We start from the raw sequence: 16,822 nt of genomic DNA, 5'->3' as shown, positions 1-16,822 counted from the left end.
GGAACGTAAGCATGAAGCATGACAAGAAGAAAGATAATGTCATTTTGTTTCCTGGTCTGAAAGAAAGACTGATTGAAAAAGGAATGGCAGCATTAAAAGATAAACAGTATCAAGAGGCGCTTCACTTGTTTTCAGAAGCTAAATCGTACGATGACGATGAAGAATCCGATATTCACCTTGGAATGGCCATTTGTTTTCTGGAGCTGGGTGAGCTGCAGGATGCAAAGCGTGTTTGTGAAAAAATGCTGCATGAAGGATATGGCCACTATTTCACTGTGCTCCAAGTGTATATGACGATCCTCATTCAGCTGAAAGAATATGAAGAAGTCAAACAGACGATTGAGGCTGTGCTCGAGGAAAACCACCTTCCGGCAGAAAGCGCGGAGCATTTTTACAAGCTGCTCGAATTTAGCAGAAAAATGATCGAATCACCTGAAGAGATTTTAGATGAAGATGAGGACGCCGGAAGTGAGGTCAACATAGATGATATGCTGAAGCGTCCGGAAGAACAGGTCCAGTTCATTCATTCATTGAAAGACCGGAATATTACACCGCATATGGGTCTATTAAATACCATCTTACAAAATCCTGATGGGAACCCTTTGGTCAAATCAATGATCCTGCAGCTTCTGGCAGAGCATGATGTGGCAAAACCGGTTCATGTGACAAAATTCGGTGATTCTTTAACCCTTATTCCTTCTGAGGCTGTAAAGCCAGAGCAGATGCCGCTTCTTCAGCAAGTCCTTCGTATGCTTGATGACACGCTTGGCAATGAGAATCCGACCCTTTACCAAGCCGTGGAAGAGTTATGGCGCCGGCACTTATTTGTGCTGTATCCATTTCTTCCTAAATACACAGATCCGAGTCTTTGGGCAGCAGCACTTCATAAAGTCGGCTATGAAATGCATGGGATTGAGATTGAACTCGAAGAATTGCATCTATTGTATGAATTTAACGAACGAGAGCTGAGAGAAGCTTGCACAATGCTGAAAGATATTGAAGAAATTTCTTATTTGTAATTTGTCGATTTAGTTGAAAGACGGACTTGTTATGTTATAATATAATGGTTGTATTTGTGCATATATAGTGCAGTTGTCAGATTCCAACGGTTGAAAGACGATATGTATAATCAAGTCAAATGTTGTATACATAATGCAAGCTTCTTAGCGGAGTGCGTGGTTTTTGATTGGACGAAGTCTTTATGATGCTTTAGAATGGAGCAACGCACAATCTGAATAGATTTTTGGAGGGAAACACACATGTCAGTAAAATGGGAAAAACAAGAAGGTAACGAAGGCGTACTAACTGTAGAAGTTGACGCTGAAACATTTAACAAAGCACTTGATGATGCATTTAAGAAAGTGGTTAAGCAAGTATCGATCCCTGGATTCCGTAAAGGGAAAGTACCACGTGGTCTTTTCGAGCAGCGTTTTGGTGTAGAATCTCTTTATCAAGATGCATTAGATATTCTTCTTCCGGTTGAATATCCAAAAGCAATCGACGAAGCTGGTATCGAGCCAGTTGACCGCCCTGAAATCGATGTTGAGAAAATCGAAAAAGGCGAAAACTTAATCTTCACTGCAAAAGTAACAGTGAAGCCTGAAGTAAAACTTGGTGACTACAAAGGTCTTAACGTAGAAAAAGACGACACAGCTGTTACTGATGAAGATGTACAAGAAGAGCTTAAAGGCATGCAAAACCGTCAAGCTGAGCTTGTTGTCAAAGAAGAAGGCGCAATCGAAAACGGCGATACAGTTGTTCTTGATTTCGAAGGATTCGTTGATGGAGAAGCATTCGAAGGCGGAAAAGCTGAGAACTACTCTCTTGAAGTAGGTTCTGGTTCATTCATCCCTGGTTTCGAAGAGCAATTAGTTGGTCTTGAAGCTGGCGCTGAAAAAGACGTAGAAGTTACATTCCCAGAAGAATACCATGCTGAAGACCTTGCAGGTAAACCAGCTGTATTTAAAGTGAAAATTCATGAAATCAAAGCAAAAGAACTTCCAGCACTTGACGATGAGTTCGCTAAAGATGTTGATGAAGAAGTAGAAACGCTTGCTGAGTTAACTGAAAAAACGAAGAAACGTCTTGAAGAAGCAAAAGAAAACGAAGCAGAAGGAAAACTTCGTGAAGAGCTAGTTGCGAAAGCTTCTGAAAATGCGGAAGTTGACATCCCACAAGCGATGGTTGACACTGAGCTAGACCGCATGATGAAAGAATTCGAACAACGTCTTCAAATGCAAGGAATGAACCTTGAGCTTTACTTCCAATTCTCTGGACAAGATGAAGATGCGCTGAAAGAGCAAATGAAAGAAGATGCTGCTAAACGCGTAAAATCTAACCTAACACTTGAAGCAATTGCTGCTGCAGAAAACTTACAAGTGTCTGACGAAGAAGTGGAAGAAGAACTTTCAAAAATGGCTGAAGCATACAACATGCCAATTGAAAATATCAAACAAGCGATCGGATCTACTGAAGCAATGAAAGAAGATCTAAAAGTTCGTAAAGCAATTGATTTTCTTGTAGAAAACCGTTAATATGGTGCATAATAATAAAACAGGGCGCGAGTGACTCGTGCCTTGTTTTGTACAATTTTTGACTTATCATCGCTTCTTTTGGAAACGATAGTGTAAGTCGCATCTTTCTGTCATACATATCTCAATGTGCAGTGTTAGAAACACATCGTTACCGTCTTTTAGGAAAGTATGGTAAAATGCATACATACTGGACCCAGAAAGGTAGCTGACTGTTAGCTACAGGCAAGTGAAGAAGAATAAGGGGTGAAAGAATGTTTAAATTCAACGAGGAAAAAGGTCAATTAAAATGCTCGTTTTGCGGAAAAACGCAAGATCAAGTGCGTAAACTGGTCGCAGGACCTGGCGTATATATATGTGATGAATGTATCGAGCTTTGCACGGAAATAGTTGAAGAAGAGCTCGGCACAGAGGAAGAAGTTGAATTCAAGGATGTTCCGAAGCCTCATGAAATTCGGGAGATTCTTGATGAATATGTCATCGGACAAGACAATGCGAAAAAATCCTTAGCTGTAGCGGTGTATAACCACTACAAACGGATCAATTCCAACAGCAAGATTGATGATGTTGAGCTTTCGAAAAGTAATATTTCTATGATTGGACCAACAGGAAGCGGTAAAACATTACTTGCTCAAACACTTGCACGTATTTTAAATGTGCCATTTGCGATCGCAGATGCAACATCATTAACTGAAGCGGGTTATGTTGGTGAAGACGTAGAGAATATTTTACTAAAGCTGATCCAGGCAGCGGATTATGATGTAGAAAAAGCGGAAAAAGGCATTATCTACATCGATGAGATCGATAAAGTAGCAAGAAAATCAGAAAACCCTTCTATCACTCGCGATGTATCTGGGGAAGGCGTCCAGCAAGCCCTTTTGAAAATTCTTGAAGGAACAGTCGCTAGTGTACCGCCTCAAGGTGGACGTAAGCATCCGCATCAAGAATTCATTCAAATTGATACGACGAACATCCTCTTCATTTGTGGAGGAGCCTTTGACGGGATTGAGCAAATCATCAAACGCCGCTTAGGTCAAAAAGTAATTGGATTCGGTGCGGAAAATAAAGTCGAAGATCTTGAAAAAGAAGTCCTTCTATCAAAAGTACTGCCAGAAGACTTGCTTCGCTTCGGTTTAATTCCAGAATTCATCGGTCGTCTGCCGGTTATTGCAAGCCTAGAGCCGTTAGATGAAAAAGCACTTGTAGAAATCTTGACGAAGCCTAAAAATGCGCTTGTTAAGCAATATACAAAAATGCTTGAGCTTGACGATGTAGAGCTTGAATTTGAAGAAGATGCTCTTAGCGAAATTGCGAAAAAGGCAATTGAGCGTAAAACAGGAGCTCGTGGTCTTCGCTCGATCATTGAAGGCATCATGCTTGATGTCATGTTTGACCTTCCATCTCGTGATGATATTGAAAAATGTGTCATCACTGGTGCAACGGTTGCTGATGGTGAGCCGCCGCGTCTTGTGTTAAAGGATGGCACAGTCGTCAACAAGGATACTAAAACATCTGCATAAGAGAAGTCTCGCTCCTGAATCATTTTGATTCAGGAGTTTTTTATTTATCGTAGAAGACGTGTTTATTCCGTCCAGCTCTAGGAAATACTAGCAGACAGAAACCAATACATACGATAGATGAAGGAGGGAGCACCGATTGAGCTGGACAGGAATCGTATTATTTATACAGCTGTTCTTTGGTATCGTCATCGGGCTGTACTTTTGGAACTTACTGCGAAATCAGCGCACACAAAAGGTGACGATAGACAAAGAATCAAAAAAAGAAATGGAAGCACTCAGAAAGATGCGGTCAATCAAGCTGAGTGAGCCTTTATCAGAGAGAGTCCGGCCAAAGGGGTTTCAAGATATTGTAGGGCAGGAAGACGGCATTCGTGCTCTAAAAGCAGCGCTGTGCGGACCGAATCCTCAGCATGTCATTGTCTATGGACCACCGGGGGTTGGAAAAACAGCCGCTGCCCGTCTTGTCATGGAAGAAGCGAAACGTCATGCTGATTCACCGTTTAAGAAAGATGCGGTATTTGTGGAGCTCGATGCCACAACCGCAAGATTCGATGAACGGGGCATCGCAGACCCGCTCATTGGTTCTGTGCATGACCCAATTTACCAAGGGGCGGGAGCGATGGGACAGGCAGGCATTCCGCAGCCAAAACAAGGAGCCGTTACGCATGCGCATGGCGGGGTTCTGTTTATCGATGAAATTGGGGAACTGCATCCGATTCAAATGAACAAAATGCTGAAAGTCCTTGAAGATCGGAAAGTATTTTTAGATAGCGCCTACTACAGTGAGGAAAACACTCAAATTCCGAATCACATTCATGACATTTTTCAAAATGGACTTCCGGCTGATTTTCGATTGATTGGCGCCACGACAAGAACACCTGAAGAAATTCCACCAGCGATTCGATCGAGGTGTTTGGAAATTTTCTTTAAGGACCTTGACCAGCATGAACTGAAAATTGTCGCTGCTAAGGCTGTCCAGAAAATCCAAAAGGAATTATGTGATGAAGGGCTGAACCTGTTAACCTCTTATGTGAAAAATGGCCGTGAAGCAGTCAATATGGTGCAGATCGCCGCTGGAATGGCCGTCACGGAAAACAGAAAAGACATCACGATCGCCGATGTCGAGTGGGTCATTCACTCAAGCCAGCTGACACCAAGATATGAACAAAAAGTACCGGAAAAGCCAAAAGTCGGTGTAGTGAATGGTCTGGCAGTCTACGGACCAAACAGCGGTGCCTTGCTCGAGATTGAAGTGAATATATGTAAGGCACTCGAAAAAGGAAGTATCAACATTACAGGCATTGCAGAAGAAGAAAGCATTGGCAGTCAGTCTAAATCTATTCGACGAAAAAGTATGGCAAAAGGATCTGTTGAAAATGTATTAACAGTGCTGAGAAACTTAGGGATACGGACAAATGAATATGACATCCATATTAATTTTCCAGGCGGTGCCCCTATTGATGGACCGTCTGCTGGGATTGCCATGGCGGCGGCGATTTTCTCTGCCATTCATCAAATCCCGATTGATCATCTGACAGCAATGACAGGTGAAATCGGATTGCAGGGTCAGGTGAAGCCGATCGGCGGTGTGATACCGAAGATTAAGGCGGCGAAACAAGCTGGTGCCACAACCGTGATTATTCCTTATGACAACCAGCAGTCGATCTTAAAAGAGATTGAAGGCGTCACTATTGTGCCTGTGAAGCACTTCCAAGAGGTGCTGGATCACTGTTTGGTCAACCCGCCAGGCGAGAAGAAAGATGGACTAGAAGAGGAAATGAAAAGAAAATCTGTTTAATCCCCATCACATATGGGGATTTTTTAGTGAAATAGATCTTTTTTTCTTTTTCAAGATAAAAAGAAAGGGTATACTACGGTAAGATCATCATTTCTCAAGTCTTTTACATTGTACAAGACTGAAACAGGTATATTATAATGATTCATACTAGTGACGGAGGTGTCAATCAACATGGCAGATGAAATCAAAAAGAATGTTCCGCTCCTCCCATTGCGAGGCTTGCTTGTTTATCCAACAATGGTCTTGCATTTGGACGTTGGACGCGAGAAGTCTGTTCAAGCTTTAGAACAGGCGATGATGAACGATCATATGATTTTTCTAGCAACACAGCGGGAAATTTCAATAGATGAACCAGGTGAAGAGGAAATTTTCAAAGTCGGCACCTACACAAAAATCAAACAAATGCTGAAGCTGCCGAATGGAACGATTCGTGTACTCGTTGAAGGCTTAAATCGAGCGCAGATCGAGTCATATGTGGAGCTTGAGGACTATACGTCCGTCGATATTAAAGAATTGGCAGAAGAAGAGTTAAAGGACGCAGAAGCAGAAGCACTCATGCGCACTTTGTTAGATCATTTTGATCAGTACATAAAAATTTCAAAAAAAATCTCAGCTGAAACATATGCAACGGTGACGGATATTGAGGAACCGGGGAGAATGGCAGATATCGTCGCTTCTCACCTGCCGCTCAAATTAAAGGACAAACAAGAAGTACTGGAAACAGTGGATGTCAAAAAACGTCTGAATCGTGTCATCAGCTTAATCCACAATGAAAAAGAAGTGCTGGAAATTGAAAAGAAAATTGGCCAGCGTGTCAAACGTTCAATGGAACGAACGCAAAAAGAATATTATTTGCGTGAACAAATGAAAGCCATTCAAAAGGAGCTTGGAGACAAGGAAGGAAAAACAGGCGAAGTCAGTTCATTAATGTCTAAAATCGAAGAGTCCAGCATGCCTGAGTCTGTTCGTGAAACGGCGTTAAAAGAATTGAACCGTTATGAAAAAATTCCTTCAAGCTCTGCGGAGAGCTCTGTCATTCGAAATTATATTGATTGGCTGATCAATCTTCCATGGGGCATCTATACAGAAGATCGTCTAGATTTAAAGCTTGCAAGTGAAATTTTAGATGATGAGCATCATGGGCTGGAAAAAGTCAAGGAACGTGTGCTTGAATACCTTGCTGTACAGAAGCTGACCAATTCATTAAAAGGACCGATTCTTTGCTTAGCAGGACCTCCTGGGGTAGGGAAAACGTCACTTGCCAAATCGATTGCTAAATCACTTGATCGAAAGTTTATCCGTATCTCTCTTGGCGGGGTGCGTGATGAATCTGAAATTCGCGGACATAGAAGAACGTATGTAGGGGCGATGCCAGGCCGTATCATTCGCGGGATGAGTAAGGCAGGCACAATGAATCCAGTGTTTCTTTTAGATGAAATCGATAAGATGTCCTCTGATTTTAGAGGTGATCCGTCTTCTGCGATGCTTGAAGTGCTGGATCCAGAGCAAAATCACAACTTTAGCGATCACTATATTGAAGAGACATTTGATTTATCGCAGGTGTTATTTATTGCCACTGCCAACAATTTAGCAACCATTCCAGGTCCACTTCGTGATAGAATGGAGATTATCACGATTGCAGGGTATACAGAGGTTGAAAAAGCAGAGATTGTGAAAGATCATCTTCTGCCGAAGCAGCTAAAGGAGCACGGATTAAAGAAAGGGAACTTGCAGCTTCGTGAAGCAGCGATTTATGATATGATTCGCTATTACACAAGAGAAGCAGGAGTTCGTGGATTAGAGCGTCAGCTTGCGGCCATTTGCCGAAAAGCGGCAAGAGCGATTGTGGCTGAAGACCGCAAACGCATCACAGTGACGGAAAAGAACTTATCTGAATTTCTCGGAAAAAGACTTTACCGTTATGGTCAGGCTGAAACGACAGACCAAGTCGGGGTTGTCACAGGACTTGCGTATACGACAGTTGGAGGAGACACCTTATCAATTGAGGTATCACTTTCTCCTGGTAAAGGCAAGCTCTTGTTAACAGGTAAGCTTGGTGATGTCATGAGAGAATCTGCACAGGCGGCATTCAGTTATATTCGATCCAAAGCAGATGAACTGAACATTGATCCTAATTTTAATGAAAAGCACGATATTCATATCCATGTTCCAGAGGGTGCGGTTCCAAAGGACGGGCCATCAGCTGGTATCACCATTGCGACGGCTCTTGTATCAGCACTCACAGGACGTCCTGTGTCAAAAGAGGTTGGTATGACAGGAGAGATAACGTTAAGAGGAAGAGTGCTTCCGATTGGCGGACTAAAAGAAAAAGCATTAGGCGCACATCGTGCAGGATTGAAAACCATTATTCTTCCAAAGGACAATGAGAAGGATATTGATGATATTCCTGAAAGTGTGAGAGAAGGACTAACCTTTATTCCGGTCTCACATTTAGATGAGGTGCTTGAGAAAGCATTGGTAGGAGAGGGAAGATGAAAGTAACAAAATCAGATATCGTCATTAGTGCGGTGAAACCAGAGCAGTACCCGAGCGGCGGACTGCCTGAAATCGCGCTTGCTGGACGATCAAATGTTGGAAAGTCCTCGTTCATCAACTCATTGATTAATCGTAAAAATTTAGCGCGTACGTCTTCTAAACCAGGTAAGACCCAGACGCTTAATTTCTACATTATTAATGATATGCTCCATTTTGTGGACGTTCCGGGCTACGGTTTTGCCAAAGTATCAAAAACAGAGCGCGAAGCCTGGGGTAGAATGATCGAAACGTATATTACAATGCGTGAAGAATTAAAAGCAGTCGTCCAAATTGTGGATCTGCGCCATAAGCCATCAGTAGATGATGTGAACATGTATGAGTTCCTTAAATATTACGGAGTTCCCGTGATCGTCATCGCAACAAAAGCGGATAAAATTCCAAAAGGCAAATGGGAAAAACATGCGAAAGTCGTCAAACAGACGCTCGACATTGACCCTTCAGATGAACTCATCCTATTCTCTTCTGAAACAAAAAAGGGGAAAGATGAAGCCTGGAATGCGATCCTTGCGAAGGTAAACGGCTAAGAAGCAATAAAAAAGTTGTAAGAAAACTTATGTTTTCTTACAACTTTTTTTCATATGCGGACAGAAGACGCAGAATATGAATGAAAACGATGAATTTAAAATTAATTTTTTGTTTCTAGAATCACTTAAATTGTTTGTTGAGGAAAGTTAATTAAAACTGCACTCTGTGTTAAATAAATACTTTGTTTACAAATAAAAACAATTTTGCTAATATGAAATTGAAAATATTTCAGATAGGAGTGGTAATAGTGAAACTAAAAGCAAGAACTTGTTACAATTACTCACTAAATGAAATGAAGGAAAAACAATCAAAACTGAAGGCGAGAACGTGCTATAATTACTCGCTAAATGAAATGAAAGAAATGCAAAAGGAATTAAAGAAAAAGTAAGAGAAGTTTTCATGAGAAACAGAGATTTTTAAAATCTCTGTTTCTCAACACTTAAATAAGGAATAGTGTATATGAACATTAGTAAAGTGAATACATTAGTCTATTTGGATACCATGATCGTTTTCATAGGGGCATTAGTTTGGACTGGATTGCCTCTTTATTTTTTTGAAATGACAGGCTCATATTTTTATGCAGGCAGTATGTATCTGATTGGTGGTTTTTCATTTATCTTAAGTAATATTGTGAGTAATTATTTATTTAAAGTCTTATCTAAATACACGGCAAAATTTTTTGTCTTTACTTTGTCTATCTTAACCATTGTTTCGTTTTTTGCTTTAAACAAACAATTATTTAATTTAATGTTTTGTTTAATGCTTGCTTTTCAATTTTTTATAAATGGCCTATCGTTTATTTTGGAATCAGGTTTTAACATGTATTTATCCAATCAGCCTCATAAAGATATTGCATATCGTAATATGTTTTTACTTTCAGCTAAAACAATTGGTTTCTTTAGTGGGCCCATTTTATTTATATTCATTGGGGAGGAAATGTATCTTTTTTTTCTAATGTTCTTTGTTGCTTTGTTGGTGTATGAGTATTTATATCCGATTGTTCCCCGCTTGAAAATTGAAAGTATATCTTTAAAGAATGTTGGAATATTCAAAAAAACACCAAAGAGTTATTTGTTCATCATGTTTATTGATGGGATGTTTTTACCTATAGTTATGAATTATTCCTTTATTATTCTGAAAGAAACGTTTTCTGCAAGCGATCTTACTGTGTCATTATTTTGGCTAATTGGCGGGGTATCAGTTTTACTAGGAAATCTATTGATCCGAAGAATTGATATAAAAAAAATACATTCGAGAGTCTATTTTATAATGATATTTCTCATATTTGGTTTAATTTTGATGATCCTAGCTCCCAATAGTTCATTGTTTTTAATAGGTTTTTTTATTTTGACACTCATTAATCCATTGTTTATGAGTTTAATCAAATCTTCTTTTTTAGTTTTTTTTGATCCTAATTATAGAAGTATAGCGCTCGCAGGTATGAATACATTAAATCAGTTAGGAACAATATTAATTATTACAGTTATTACATTCATGCTGGAAAGCTCAAAATATTTCAATATTCATTACATCATTCCGTTATGTCTTTGTATTGGAGTCATTCGATTTTTGATTCTAAAAAATATTTTAAAAAGGGGAGTTCAATGAATGGATAAGTTGAGTTATCCTGAATTTTCAGTGGACTTAGTAGAAGCCTGTTTGAGGTTTGGTTACTATTTTGAAGGAATGAATAAAGAAAATGTTACTCGTTTAGTAGATCAATACAAAAAATTTTGGTTCATGATTAAAAAATATCCCGATCGTTCTTTTGCTCCAAATACTGAAATTGATGAGGTTTGGCATTTACATATGCTATTACCACAAAACTATTACTACGATTGTATGTCATATTTTGGTATTATTTTAGCCCATGATGCTGGATTTGGGAATCAAGCTAATGAAGTTGATATATTAAATGAAATATTTGATAGTGGGAATGACTTATGGGAAAAAGAATTTGGCTTTAGATTGCCTGACGAAAATGAACTTGAGAGGAAAACAAAGATTTGACAGCAACACTTCTATCATTTTGTTGAAAATTGATACATGGATAGGAAAACAAAACCGTCTTACCTGCAAAAATGGTGCTAAACAAGCAATTGCAGATAAGGCGGTTATTGTCGATTATCATTAATAATACTGCATATTTTTCTTATCTTTAGGTGTGTTTCAAAAATTTAACAAACAGCCGCTTGTTGTTTTATAAGTATAAGTTATTTCCTTTTTAAAAATAATAAGAGGAGACTGACAGCAATCAGTACATAAGGCCAGTACAATTCAAAGCCGGAAGTAGGGATCGAAAGGGAACTTAGCTGTTTTGTAATTTGCTGAAAGAAATAAAGGAACAAACCGAGTGCGATCAGCACAACACTTTCAATTCGATATTCTTTTTTCTGAGATGATTTCACAAAGAGTGCAAGTCCTACGATGAACACAATCATTGTAAATGTGTCAGGCCAGTGGTCCAATTTAGGCTGTAGAATAAAGTGTAGCGAAAGGCCTGTCATGAGCATACCGATAAACACATGAGCGCTTTCTTGCTCCTTTTTTCCTTGATATAAGAACGCGAGGCCAAAAAGCAGTACAAGTGTATACCATTTCTCTTGATCCTTCCAAATGTCAAATTGACCTCCTGAGAGAATGGCATATAGCGCTACAGCCAATAAAGTGAGCGGCAGCAAAATGGATTTCTTCTTCAAAGATGTCACCTTCTTTTAAGCAGATCATTTGTCCGCACGCGCCAAATCTGGTAAATTGCTTGAAGTGATGATATGGCATAATTGGTGTCGAACATTTTTCTACTATATCACAACATTTTTGAAATCTGTTCACAATTTTTATCCAGTTAAAAATGAATATATGTTATAATCATTATAAATAATAAATTCTATATTGTAATTATTATAAATTAGACAGGGCGTTGGGGGTGCAAGCTGAAGTTATGCATATTCTTGTTGTGGGTTTAGATTATAAAACAGCCCCTGTTGAGATACGGGAACAGCTGAGCTTTGAACCGAGTGAGCTCGGAACAGCGATGTCCAAGCTTAAAGAAGAAAAAAGCATTCTAGAGAATATCGTCATCTCAACATGTAATCGAACAGAGATCTACGCAGTAGTAGATCAGCTTCATACTGGACGGTTTTATATAAAAAGATTTTTAGCCGATTGGTTCGGTTTAGAAAAGGAAGATGTCTCTCCATATTTGAAGTTTTATGAAAACGATGGAGCGGTTGAGCATTTATTCCGTGTGGCTTGTGGACTTGATTCCATGGTCATTGGTGAAACGCAAATACTCGGTCAAGTACGTTCCAGCTTTAAAGTAGCCCAAGAGGAGAAGACCATTGGTACCGTTTTCAATTATTTATTTAAACAGGCGGTAACCGTTGCAAAGCGCTCTCATGCGGAAACGGATATTGCGTCTAATGCCGTATCTGTCAGCTATGCAGCTGTTGAGCTTGCCAAAAAAATCTTTGGACGTCTTTCTGATAAGCATGTCCTGATTCTTGGTGCGGGCAAAATGGGCGAACTGGCGGCTCAAAACCTTCAAGGTCAAGGAATTGGCCAAGTAACGGTCATTAACCGAACGTTTGAGAAGGCAAAGGAATTGGCGGGTCGTTTTTCAGGAGAGCCTAAGAGCTTAAACCAATTAGAAAAAACATTATCCGAAGCGGACATTTTAATCAGCTCAACGGGAGCGAAACAATTTGTCATTACAAAAGAAATGGTCGAAAGTGCGAATAAAAAGCGGAAGGGCAGACCTCTATTTATGGTGGATATTGCTGTACCCCGTGATTTAGATCCAGCTATTTCTGAAGTAGAAGGTGCTTTTTTGTATGACATTGATGACCTTGAAGGCATCGTGGCTGCCAACTTAAAAGAACGCCGTGCAGTGGCTGAGCAGGTTGAGCTTCTGATTGAAGCAGAAATTGTGGAATTTAAGCAATGGCTGAATACGTTAGGTGTTGTTCCGGTTATTTCTGCACTTAGAGAAAAAGCACTCACAATTCAAGCCGATACGATGCAGAGTATTGAGCGGAAGCTTCCAAACCTCACAAACCGTGAAATGAAGCTGTTAAATAAACATACAAAAAGCATCATCAACCAAATGTTGAAAGATCCTATCTTAAAGGCAAAAGAAATTGCCGCGGAGCCGAATGCAGAGGAAAAGCTTTTACTCTTTAAAGAAATCTTTGATTTACAGGTTGAAGATGAAGAGCAAAAGGTTGAGCCGATGCAGGTGGAGCAAGGATCATTTCAGCTTTTCAAACCAAATATGGCGCAAGGCTTTGCTACAGTTGCCAGTGAGTGATTAAGCGATGATGGAATCCATTGTAGCGAGACTCAATGAAGCAACGATCTTAATCTATGCACTAAGTGTCTTGTTCTATTTCATAGATTTTCTTCAACACAACCGGAAGGCTGGAAAAATGGCTTTCTGGTTGCTTTCTATTGTCTGGCTGCTGCAAACAGTCTACATGTTCTATATTATGATGGAAACAGACCGATTCCCTGTGTTGAATGTAGCAGAGGGGTTATATTTTTATACGTGGGTGCTTGTGACACTGTCTCTTGTGCTCACAAAGGTATTGCGCGTTGAATTTATTGTCTTTTTTACAAATGTGATCGGTTTTTCCATGATGGCGATTCACACCTTTACACCATCTGATCTCCATTCAGCAGAACTAACGGGGAAGCTGACGAGTGAACTGCTCGTGATTCATATTACGATGGCGATTTTATCCTACGGTGCCTTTTCACTTTCATTTGCGTTTTCACTGCTTTATCTCTTTCAATATCGTTTGCTGAAAAAGAAAAAATGGGGAAAATGGCTTCTGAGAATTGAAGACTTATCAAAGCTGGATCATATGGCGTACGTATTAAACATTATTGGTGTGCCTATGCTCTTGCTTAGTTTAATTCTTGGCATCATATGGGCATATATTTCGTATGATACGTTGTACTGGACAGATGCAAAGGTGCTTGGTTCGTTTATTATGCTGTTTTTATACGGCTTTTACTTATATATCAGATTGGTGAGAAATATGCAGGGCAAAATCGTGGCATTTTGGAATGTCGCTTCATTTCTTGTGCTGATGATCAATTATTTTCTGCTTGGTAGCTTATCAACCTTTCATTGGTTTCAATAATGATGAGTCTTAAAGGCATTGTCGGGAGGAAGACGTATTGCGTACAATTAAAGTAGGTTCTAGACGAAGTAAGCTGGCAATTACACAAACAAAATGGGTCATTCAAAAGCTGTCTGAACTAAACCCTTCTTATTCTTTTGAAATAAAAGAAATTGTGACAAAGGGTGATCAAATTTTAGATGTGACTTTATCTAAGGTTGGCGGAAAAGGACTGTTTGTTAAAGAGATCGAGCAGGCGATGCTGAATCATGATATCGATATGGCGGTGCACAGCATGAAGGATATGCCGGCTGCTCTTCCAGAAGGTTTAGTTATTGGCTGTATTCCTGAGCGTGAAGATGTGCGGGATGCACTTATTTCGAAGGATCATCTAAGTCTCAGCGAACTGCCTAAGGGCGCAATTGTAGGAACAAGCAGCTTACGGCGCAGCGCCCAGCTTCTTCAGGAAAGACCAGATCTTGAGATTAAATGGATTCGAGGAAACATTGATACGAGATTGGAAAAGCTGAAAAATGAAGAGTATGATGCCATTATTCTAGCGGCTGCCGGTCTGTCCAGAATGGGATGGAGCAAAGAGGTCGTGTCGGAATTTTTATCTCCTGAGACTTGCCTTCCTGCCGTTGGACAAGGCGCGCTATCGATTGAGTGCCGCGGGGATGATGAAGAACTGCTTAAGCTTCTTGCTCAATTTACGAATGAATATACGAAGAAAACGGTCCTTGCAGAAAGAGCTTTCCTCAAACAAATGGATGGAAGCTGTCAGGTGCCGATCGCTGGCTATGCAACGATGAATGAGCATCATGAAATTGAACTAACAGGTCTTGTTGCATCTGCTGATGGGCACACGATTATTCGAGAAACCGTCACAGGCACTGACCCTGAAGCCATTGGAACAGCGTGTGCGAAGCAGATGGCCGATAAGGGAGCAAAGGATTTGATCGACAAGGTGAAAAAGGATCTGTCTCAATGAGCATAGGCAAATCGCTTCACGGACAGACGGTGCTTGTCACTCGAAATGAACGTCAAGCGGGCGTGTTTCAGCAAAAGATCGAAGCGCTGAACGGTCATGCGGTTTTAACCTCTCTTATTCGGTTTGAGGCTACGCTCACAAAAGAAAAAGCGCAGGCCTTTTTAAAGGACTTACAAAATAGCCAATGGCTTGTTTTTACGAGTGTGAATGGTGCGTCTTTTTTTCTGAATTACATAAAAGACCATCATTTACATAAGAGCTTAACCCATTTGAAAGTGGCTGCTGTAGGAGAGAAAACTTCTGCCTATCTTGAGCAGCACGGCTTGAAGGTGGATGTGGTGCCAGAACGATTTATAGCGGAGGAACTGGCAGATGCATTACTTGACCATGTACGCCCAGGAGAGCGTGTGTTTGTAGCAAAAGGGCATCTGTCACGAGATGTGGTGAAAGAAACCCTCATTCCGCTCGGCATAGAGGTAAAAGAATGGATTTTATATGAAACAGTCAAGGATGAGGAAGGAATTGCTGCTCTTAAATCGGCAATGACGAAGCAATCATTTGATTTTATTACATTTACTAGCTCATCCACTGTTCATTCTTTTATGCATGTGATGGAACAAGACGCAGCGAAGCTTGCTGCATCTGACACCTGTTTTGTGACGATCGGTCCTCTGACAAAAGAGGCACTGCTTCAATACGGGATTTCTTCTGAAACCCCAGATACTTATACGATAGACGGAATGCTTGATTTAATGTGCCGTTTATCTGAAAGGAAGTTGAACCATTGATGAAATTTAACAGACACCGCAGATTGCGGACAAGCGCAGGAATGAGAGAATTAGTCAGAGAAACCTTTTTAAGACCATCTGATTTCATTTACCCGATCTTTTTTGTAGAGGGAGAAAATGTCCGAAAAGAAGTCTCTTCAATGCCTGGTGTATATCACATTTCTGTAGACCTCGTGAAAGAAGAAGTCCAAGAGCTTGTTGATCTTGGCATCAAATCGATCATTGTATTTGGTGTGCCGGATCATAAAGATCATGTAGGCAGTGAGGCGTATCACGATCATGGCATTGTTCAAAGAGCAACGCTTGAAATCAAAAAGCATTTCCCAGAGCTCGTGGTCATTGCAGACACTTGCTTATGCCAATATACAGATCACGGACACTGCGGAATCGTTGAAGATGGAGAAATTTTAAATGATGAATCTCTTCAGCTATTAGCGAAAACTGCTGTCAGCCAAGCGCGTGCAGGTGCAGATATCATCGCGCCTTCAAATATGATGGACGGATTTGTTGTTGCCATTCGTGAGGCACTTGATGAAGCAGGCTTTATTCATGTACCTGTCATGTCATATGCGGTGAAATATGCAAGTGCTTTTTACGGTCCGTTTCGTGATGCGGCACATAGTACACCGCAGTTTGGAGATCGTAAAACATATCAAATGGACCCTGCAAACCGTTTAGAGGCTCTGAGAGAAGCGCAATCTGATGTAGAAGAGGGAGCTGACTTCTTGATTGTCAAACCATCTCTTTCTTACTTAGACATTATGCGTGATGTGAAAAATGAATTTACACTCCCTGTTGTTGCTTATAATGTGAGCGGAGAGTATGCGATGGTGAAAGCCGCCGCTCAAAATGGCTGGATTTCTGAAAAAGAGCTTGTTCTTGAAATGCTGACAAGCATGAAACGTGCAGGAGCAGAACTCATCATTACGTATCATGCAAAAGATGCAGCAAAATGGCTCTCAGAATAAAGAACGGATAGACAGGAGG

The 16,822-nt window shown here is 40.4% G+C and carries 15 protein-coding genes; 14 read left to right on the top strand and 1 reads right to left on the bottom strand.

Annotated features, from left to right (window positions below; all coding sequences use genetic code 11):
• The first annotated feature begins 11 nt into the window (after positions 1–11).
• The 9 genes from ddcA (at position 12) to NSQ76_RS13565 (ending at position 10,940) form a co-directional block, all read left to right on the top strand.
• Positions 12–1,019 carry a DNA damage checkpoint antagonist DdcA gene (gene ddcA / locus NSQ76_RS13605; protein WP_024423182.1) on the top strand — a complete coding sequence of 336 codons (1,008 nt, stop codon included), beginning with the start codon at positions 12–14 and terminating at the stop codon, positions 1,017–1,019.
• 240 nt (positions 1,020–1,259) lie between these two features.
• Positions 1,260–2,534 (top strand): trigger factor, encoded by a 1,275-nt coding sequence (tig, locus tag NSQ76_RS13600; protein WP_024423181.1) that lies wholly within the window; start codon positions 1,260–1,262, stop codon positions 2,532–2,534.
• A 251-nt stretch (positions 2,535–2,785) separates the two neighbouring features.
• Positions 2,786–4,051 (top strand): ATP-dependent protease ATP-binding subunit ClpX, encoded by a 1,266-nt coding sequence (gene clpX, locus NSQ76_RS13595; protein WP_024423180.1) that lies wholly within the window; start codon positions 2,786–2,788, stop codon positions 4,049–4,051.
• Positions 4,052–4,187: 136 nt separating this feature from the next.
• Positions 4,188–5,849: an ATP-dependent protease LonB gene (gene lonB, locus NSQ76_RS13590; protein ID WP_327823143.1), complete on the top strand. Its 1,662-nt coding sequence runs from the start codon at positions 4,188–4,190 to the stop codon at positions 5,847–5,849.
• Between the two features lie 171 nt (positions 5,850–6,020).
• The gene (lon, locus tag NSQ76_RS13585; RefSeq protein ID WP_024423178.1) at positions 6,021–8,345 is read left to right on the top strand and encodes an endopeptidase La; all 2,325 of its coding nucleotides are present in this window, start codon (positions 6,021–6,023) and stop codon (positions 8,343–8,345) included.
• Positions 8,342–8,929 carry a ribosome biogenesis GTP-binding protein YihA/YsxC gene (gene yihA, locus NSQ76_RS13580; RefSeq protein ID WP_024423177.1) on the top strand — a complete coding sequence of 196 codons (588 nt, stop codon included), beginning with the start codon at positions 8,342–8,344 and terminating at the stop codon, positions 8,927–8,929. The genes lon and yihA overlap by 4 nt, the downstream gene beginning before the upstream one ends.
• A gap of 248 nt (positions 8,930–9,177) precedes the next feature.
• Positions 9,178–9,318: a hypothetical protein gene (locus tag NSQ76_RS13575; RefSeq protein ID WP_017367733.1), complete on the top strand. Its 141-nt coding sequence runs from the start codon at positions 9,178–9,180 to the stop codon at positions 9,316–9,318.
• 71 nt (positions 9,319–9,389) lie between these two features.
• On the top strand, positions 9,390–10,538 hold the full coding sequence (locus NSQ76_RS13570; RefSeq protein ID WP_327823142.1) for an MFS transporter: 1,149 nt from the start codon (positions 9,390–9,392) through the stop codon (positions 10,536–10,538).
• Positions 10,539–10,940: a glycine-rich domain-containing protein-like gene (locus NSQ76_RS13565; RefSeq protein ID WP_208946385.1), complete on the top strand. Its 402-nt coding sequence runs from the start codon at positions 10,539–10,541 to the stop codon at positions 10,938–10,940. It begins immediately after the preceding gene.
• Positions 10,941–11,143: 203 nt separating this feature from the next.
• Here the strand turns inward: NSQ76_RS13565 and NSQ76_RS13560 are convergent, their stop codons facing one another.
• On the bottom strand, positions 11,144–11,629 hold the full coding sequence (locus NSQ76_RS13560; RefSeq protein ID WP_034279808.1) for a hypothetical protein: 486 nt from the start codon (positions 11,627–11,629) through the stop codon (positions 11,144–11,146).
• 242 nt (positions 11,630–11,871) lie between these two features.
• On the opposite strand from NSQ76_RS13560, the gene hemA reads away from it, so the two are divergent.
• From hemA to hemB, 5 genes are read left to right on the top strand one after another with little or no spacing between them, the layout of a single operon-like run.
• A complete protein-coding gene (gene hemA, locus NSQ76_RS13555; RefSeq protein WP_024427831.1) occupies positions 11,872–13,239 on the top strand; it encodes a glutamyl-tRNA reductase in 1,368 nt (455 codons plus the stop codon).
• 7 nt (positions 13,240–13,246) lie between these two features.
• Positions 13,247–14,077, top strand: a complete 831-nt coding sequence (locus NSQ76_RS13550) for a cytochrome c biogenesis protein (RefSeq protein ID WP_025092450.1) — start codon at positions 13,247–13,249, stop codon at positions 14,075–14,077.
• 37 nt (positions 14,078–14,114) lie between these two features.
• Complete coding sequence (gene hemC, locus NSQ76_RS13545) at positions 14,115–15,047, top strand: hydroxymethylbilane synthase (RefSeq protein WP_025092449.1); 933 nt, start codon at positions 14,115–14,117, stop codon at positions 15,045–15,047.
• Positions 15,044–15,835 (top strand): uroporphyrinogen-III synthase, encoded by a 792-nt coding sequence (locus tag NSQ76_RS13540; protein ID WP_025092448.1) that lies wholly within the window; start codon positions 15,044–15,046, stop codon positions 15,833–15,835. Before hemC ends, NSQ76_RS13540 begins: the two co-directional genes overlap by 4 nt.
• On the top strand, positions 15,835–16,803 hold the full coding sequence (gene hemB / locus NSQ76_RS13535) for a porphobilinogen synthase (RefSeq protein ID WP_029706177.1): 969 nt from the start codon (positions 15,835–15,837) through the stop codon (positions 16,801–16,803). The genes NSQ76_RS13540 and hemB overlap by 1 nt, the downstream gene beginning before the upstream one ends.
• Positions 16,804–16,822 lie beyond the last annotated feature (19 nt).

The sequence above is a fragment of the Bacillus sp. FSL M8-0256 genome (genome assembly GCF_038005765.1).
Classification (GTDB): Bacteria; Bacillota; Bacilli; order Bacillales; family Bacillaceae; genus Bacillus; species Bacillus safensis.
This window is presented reverse-complemented; position numbering and strand designations above follow the sequence as displayed.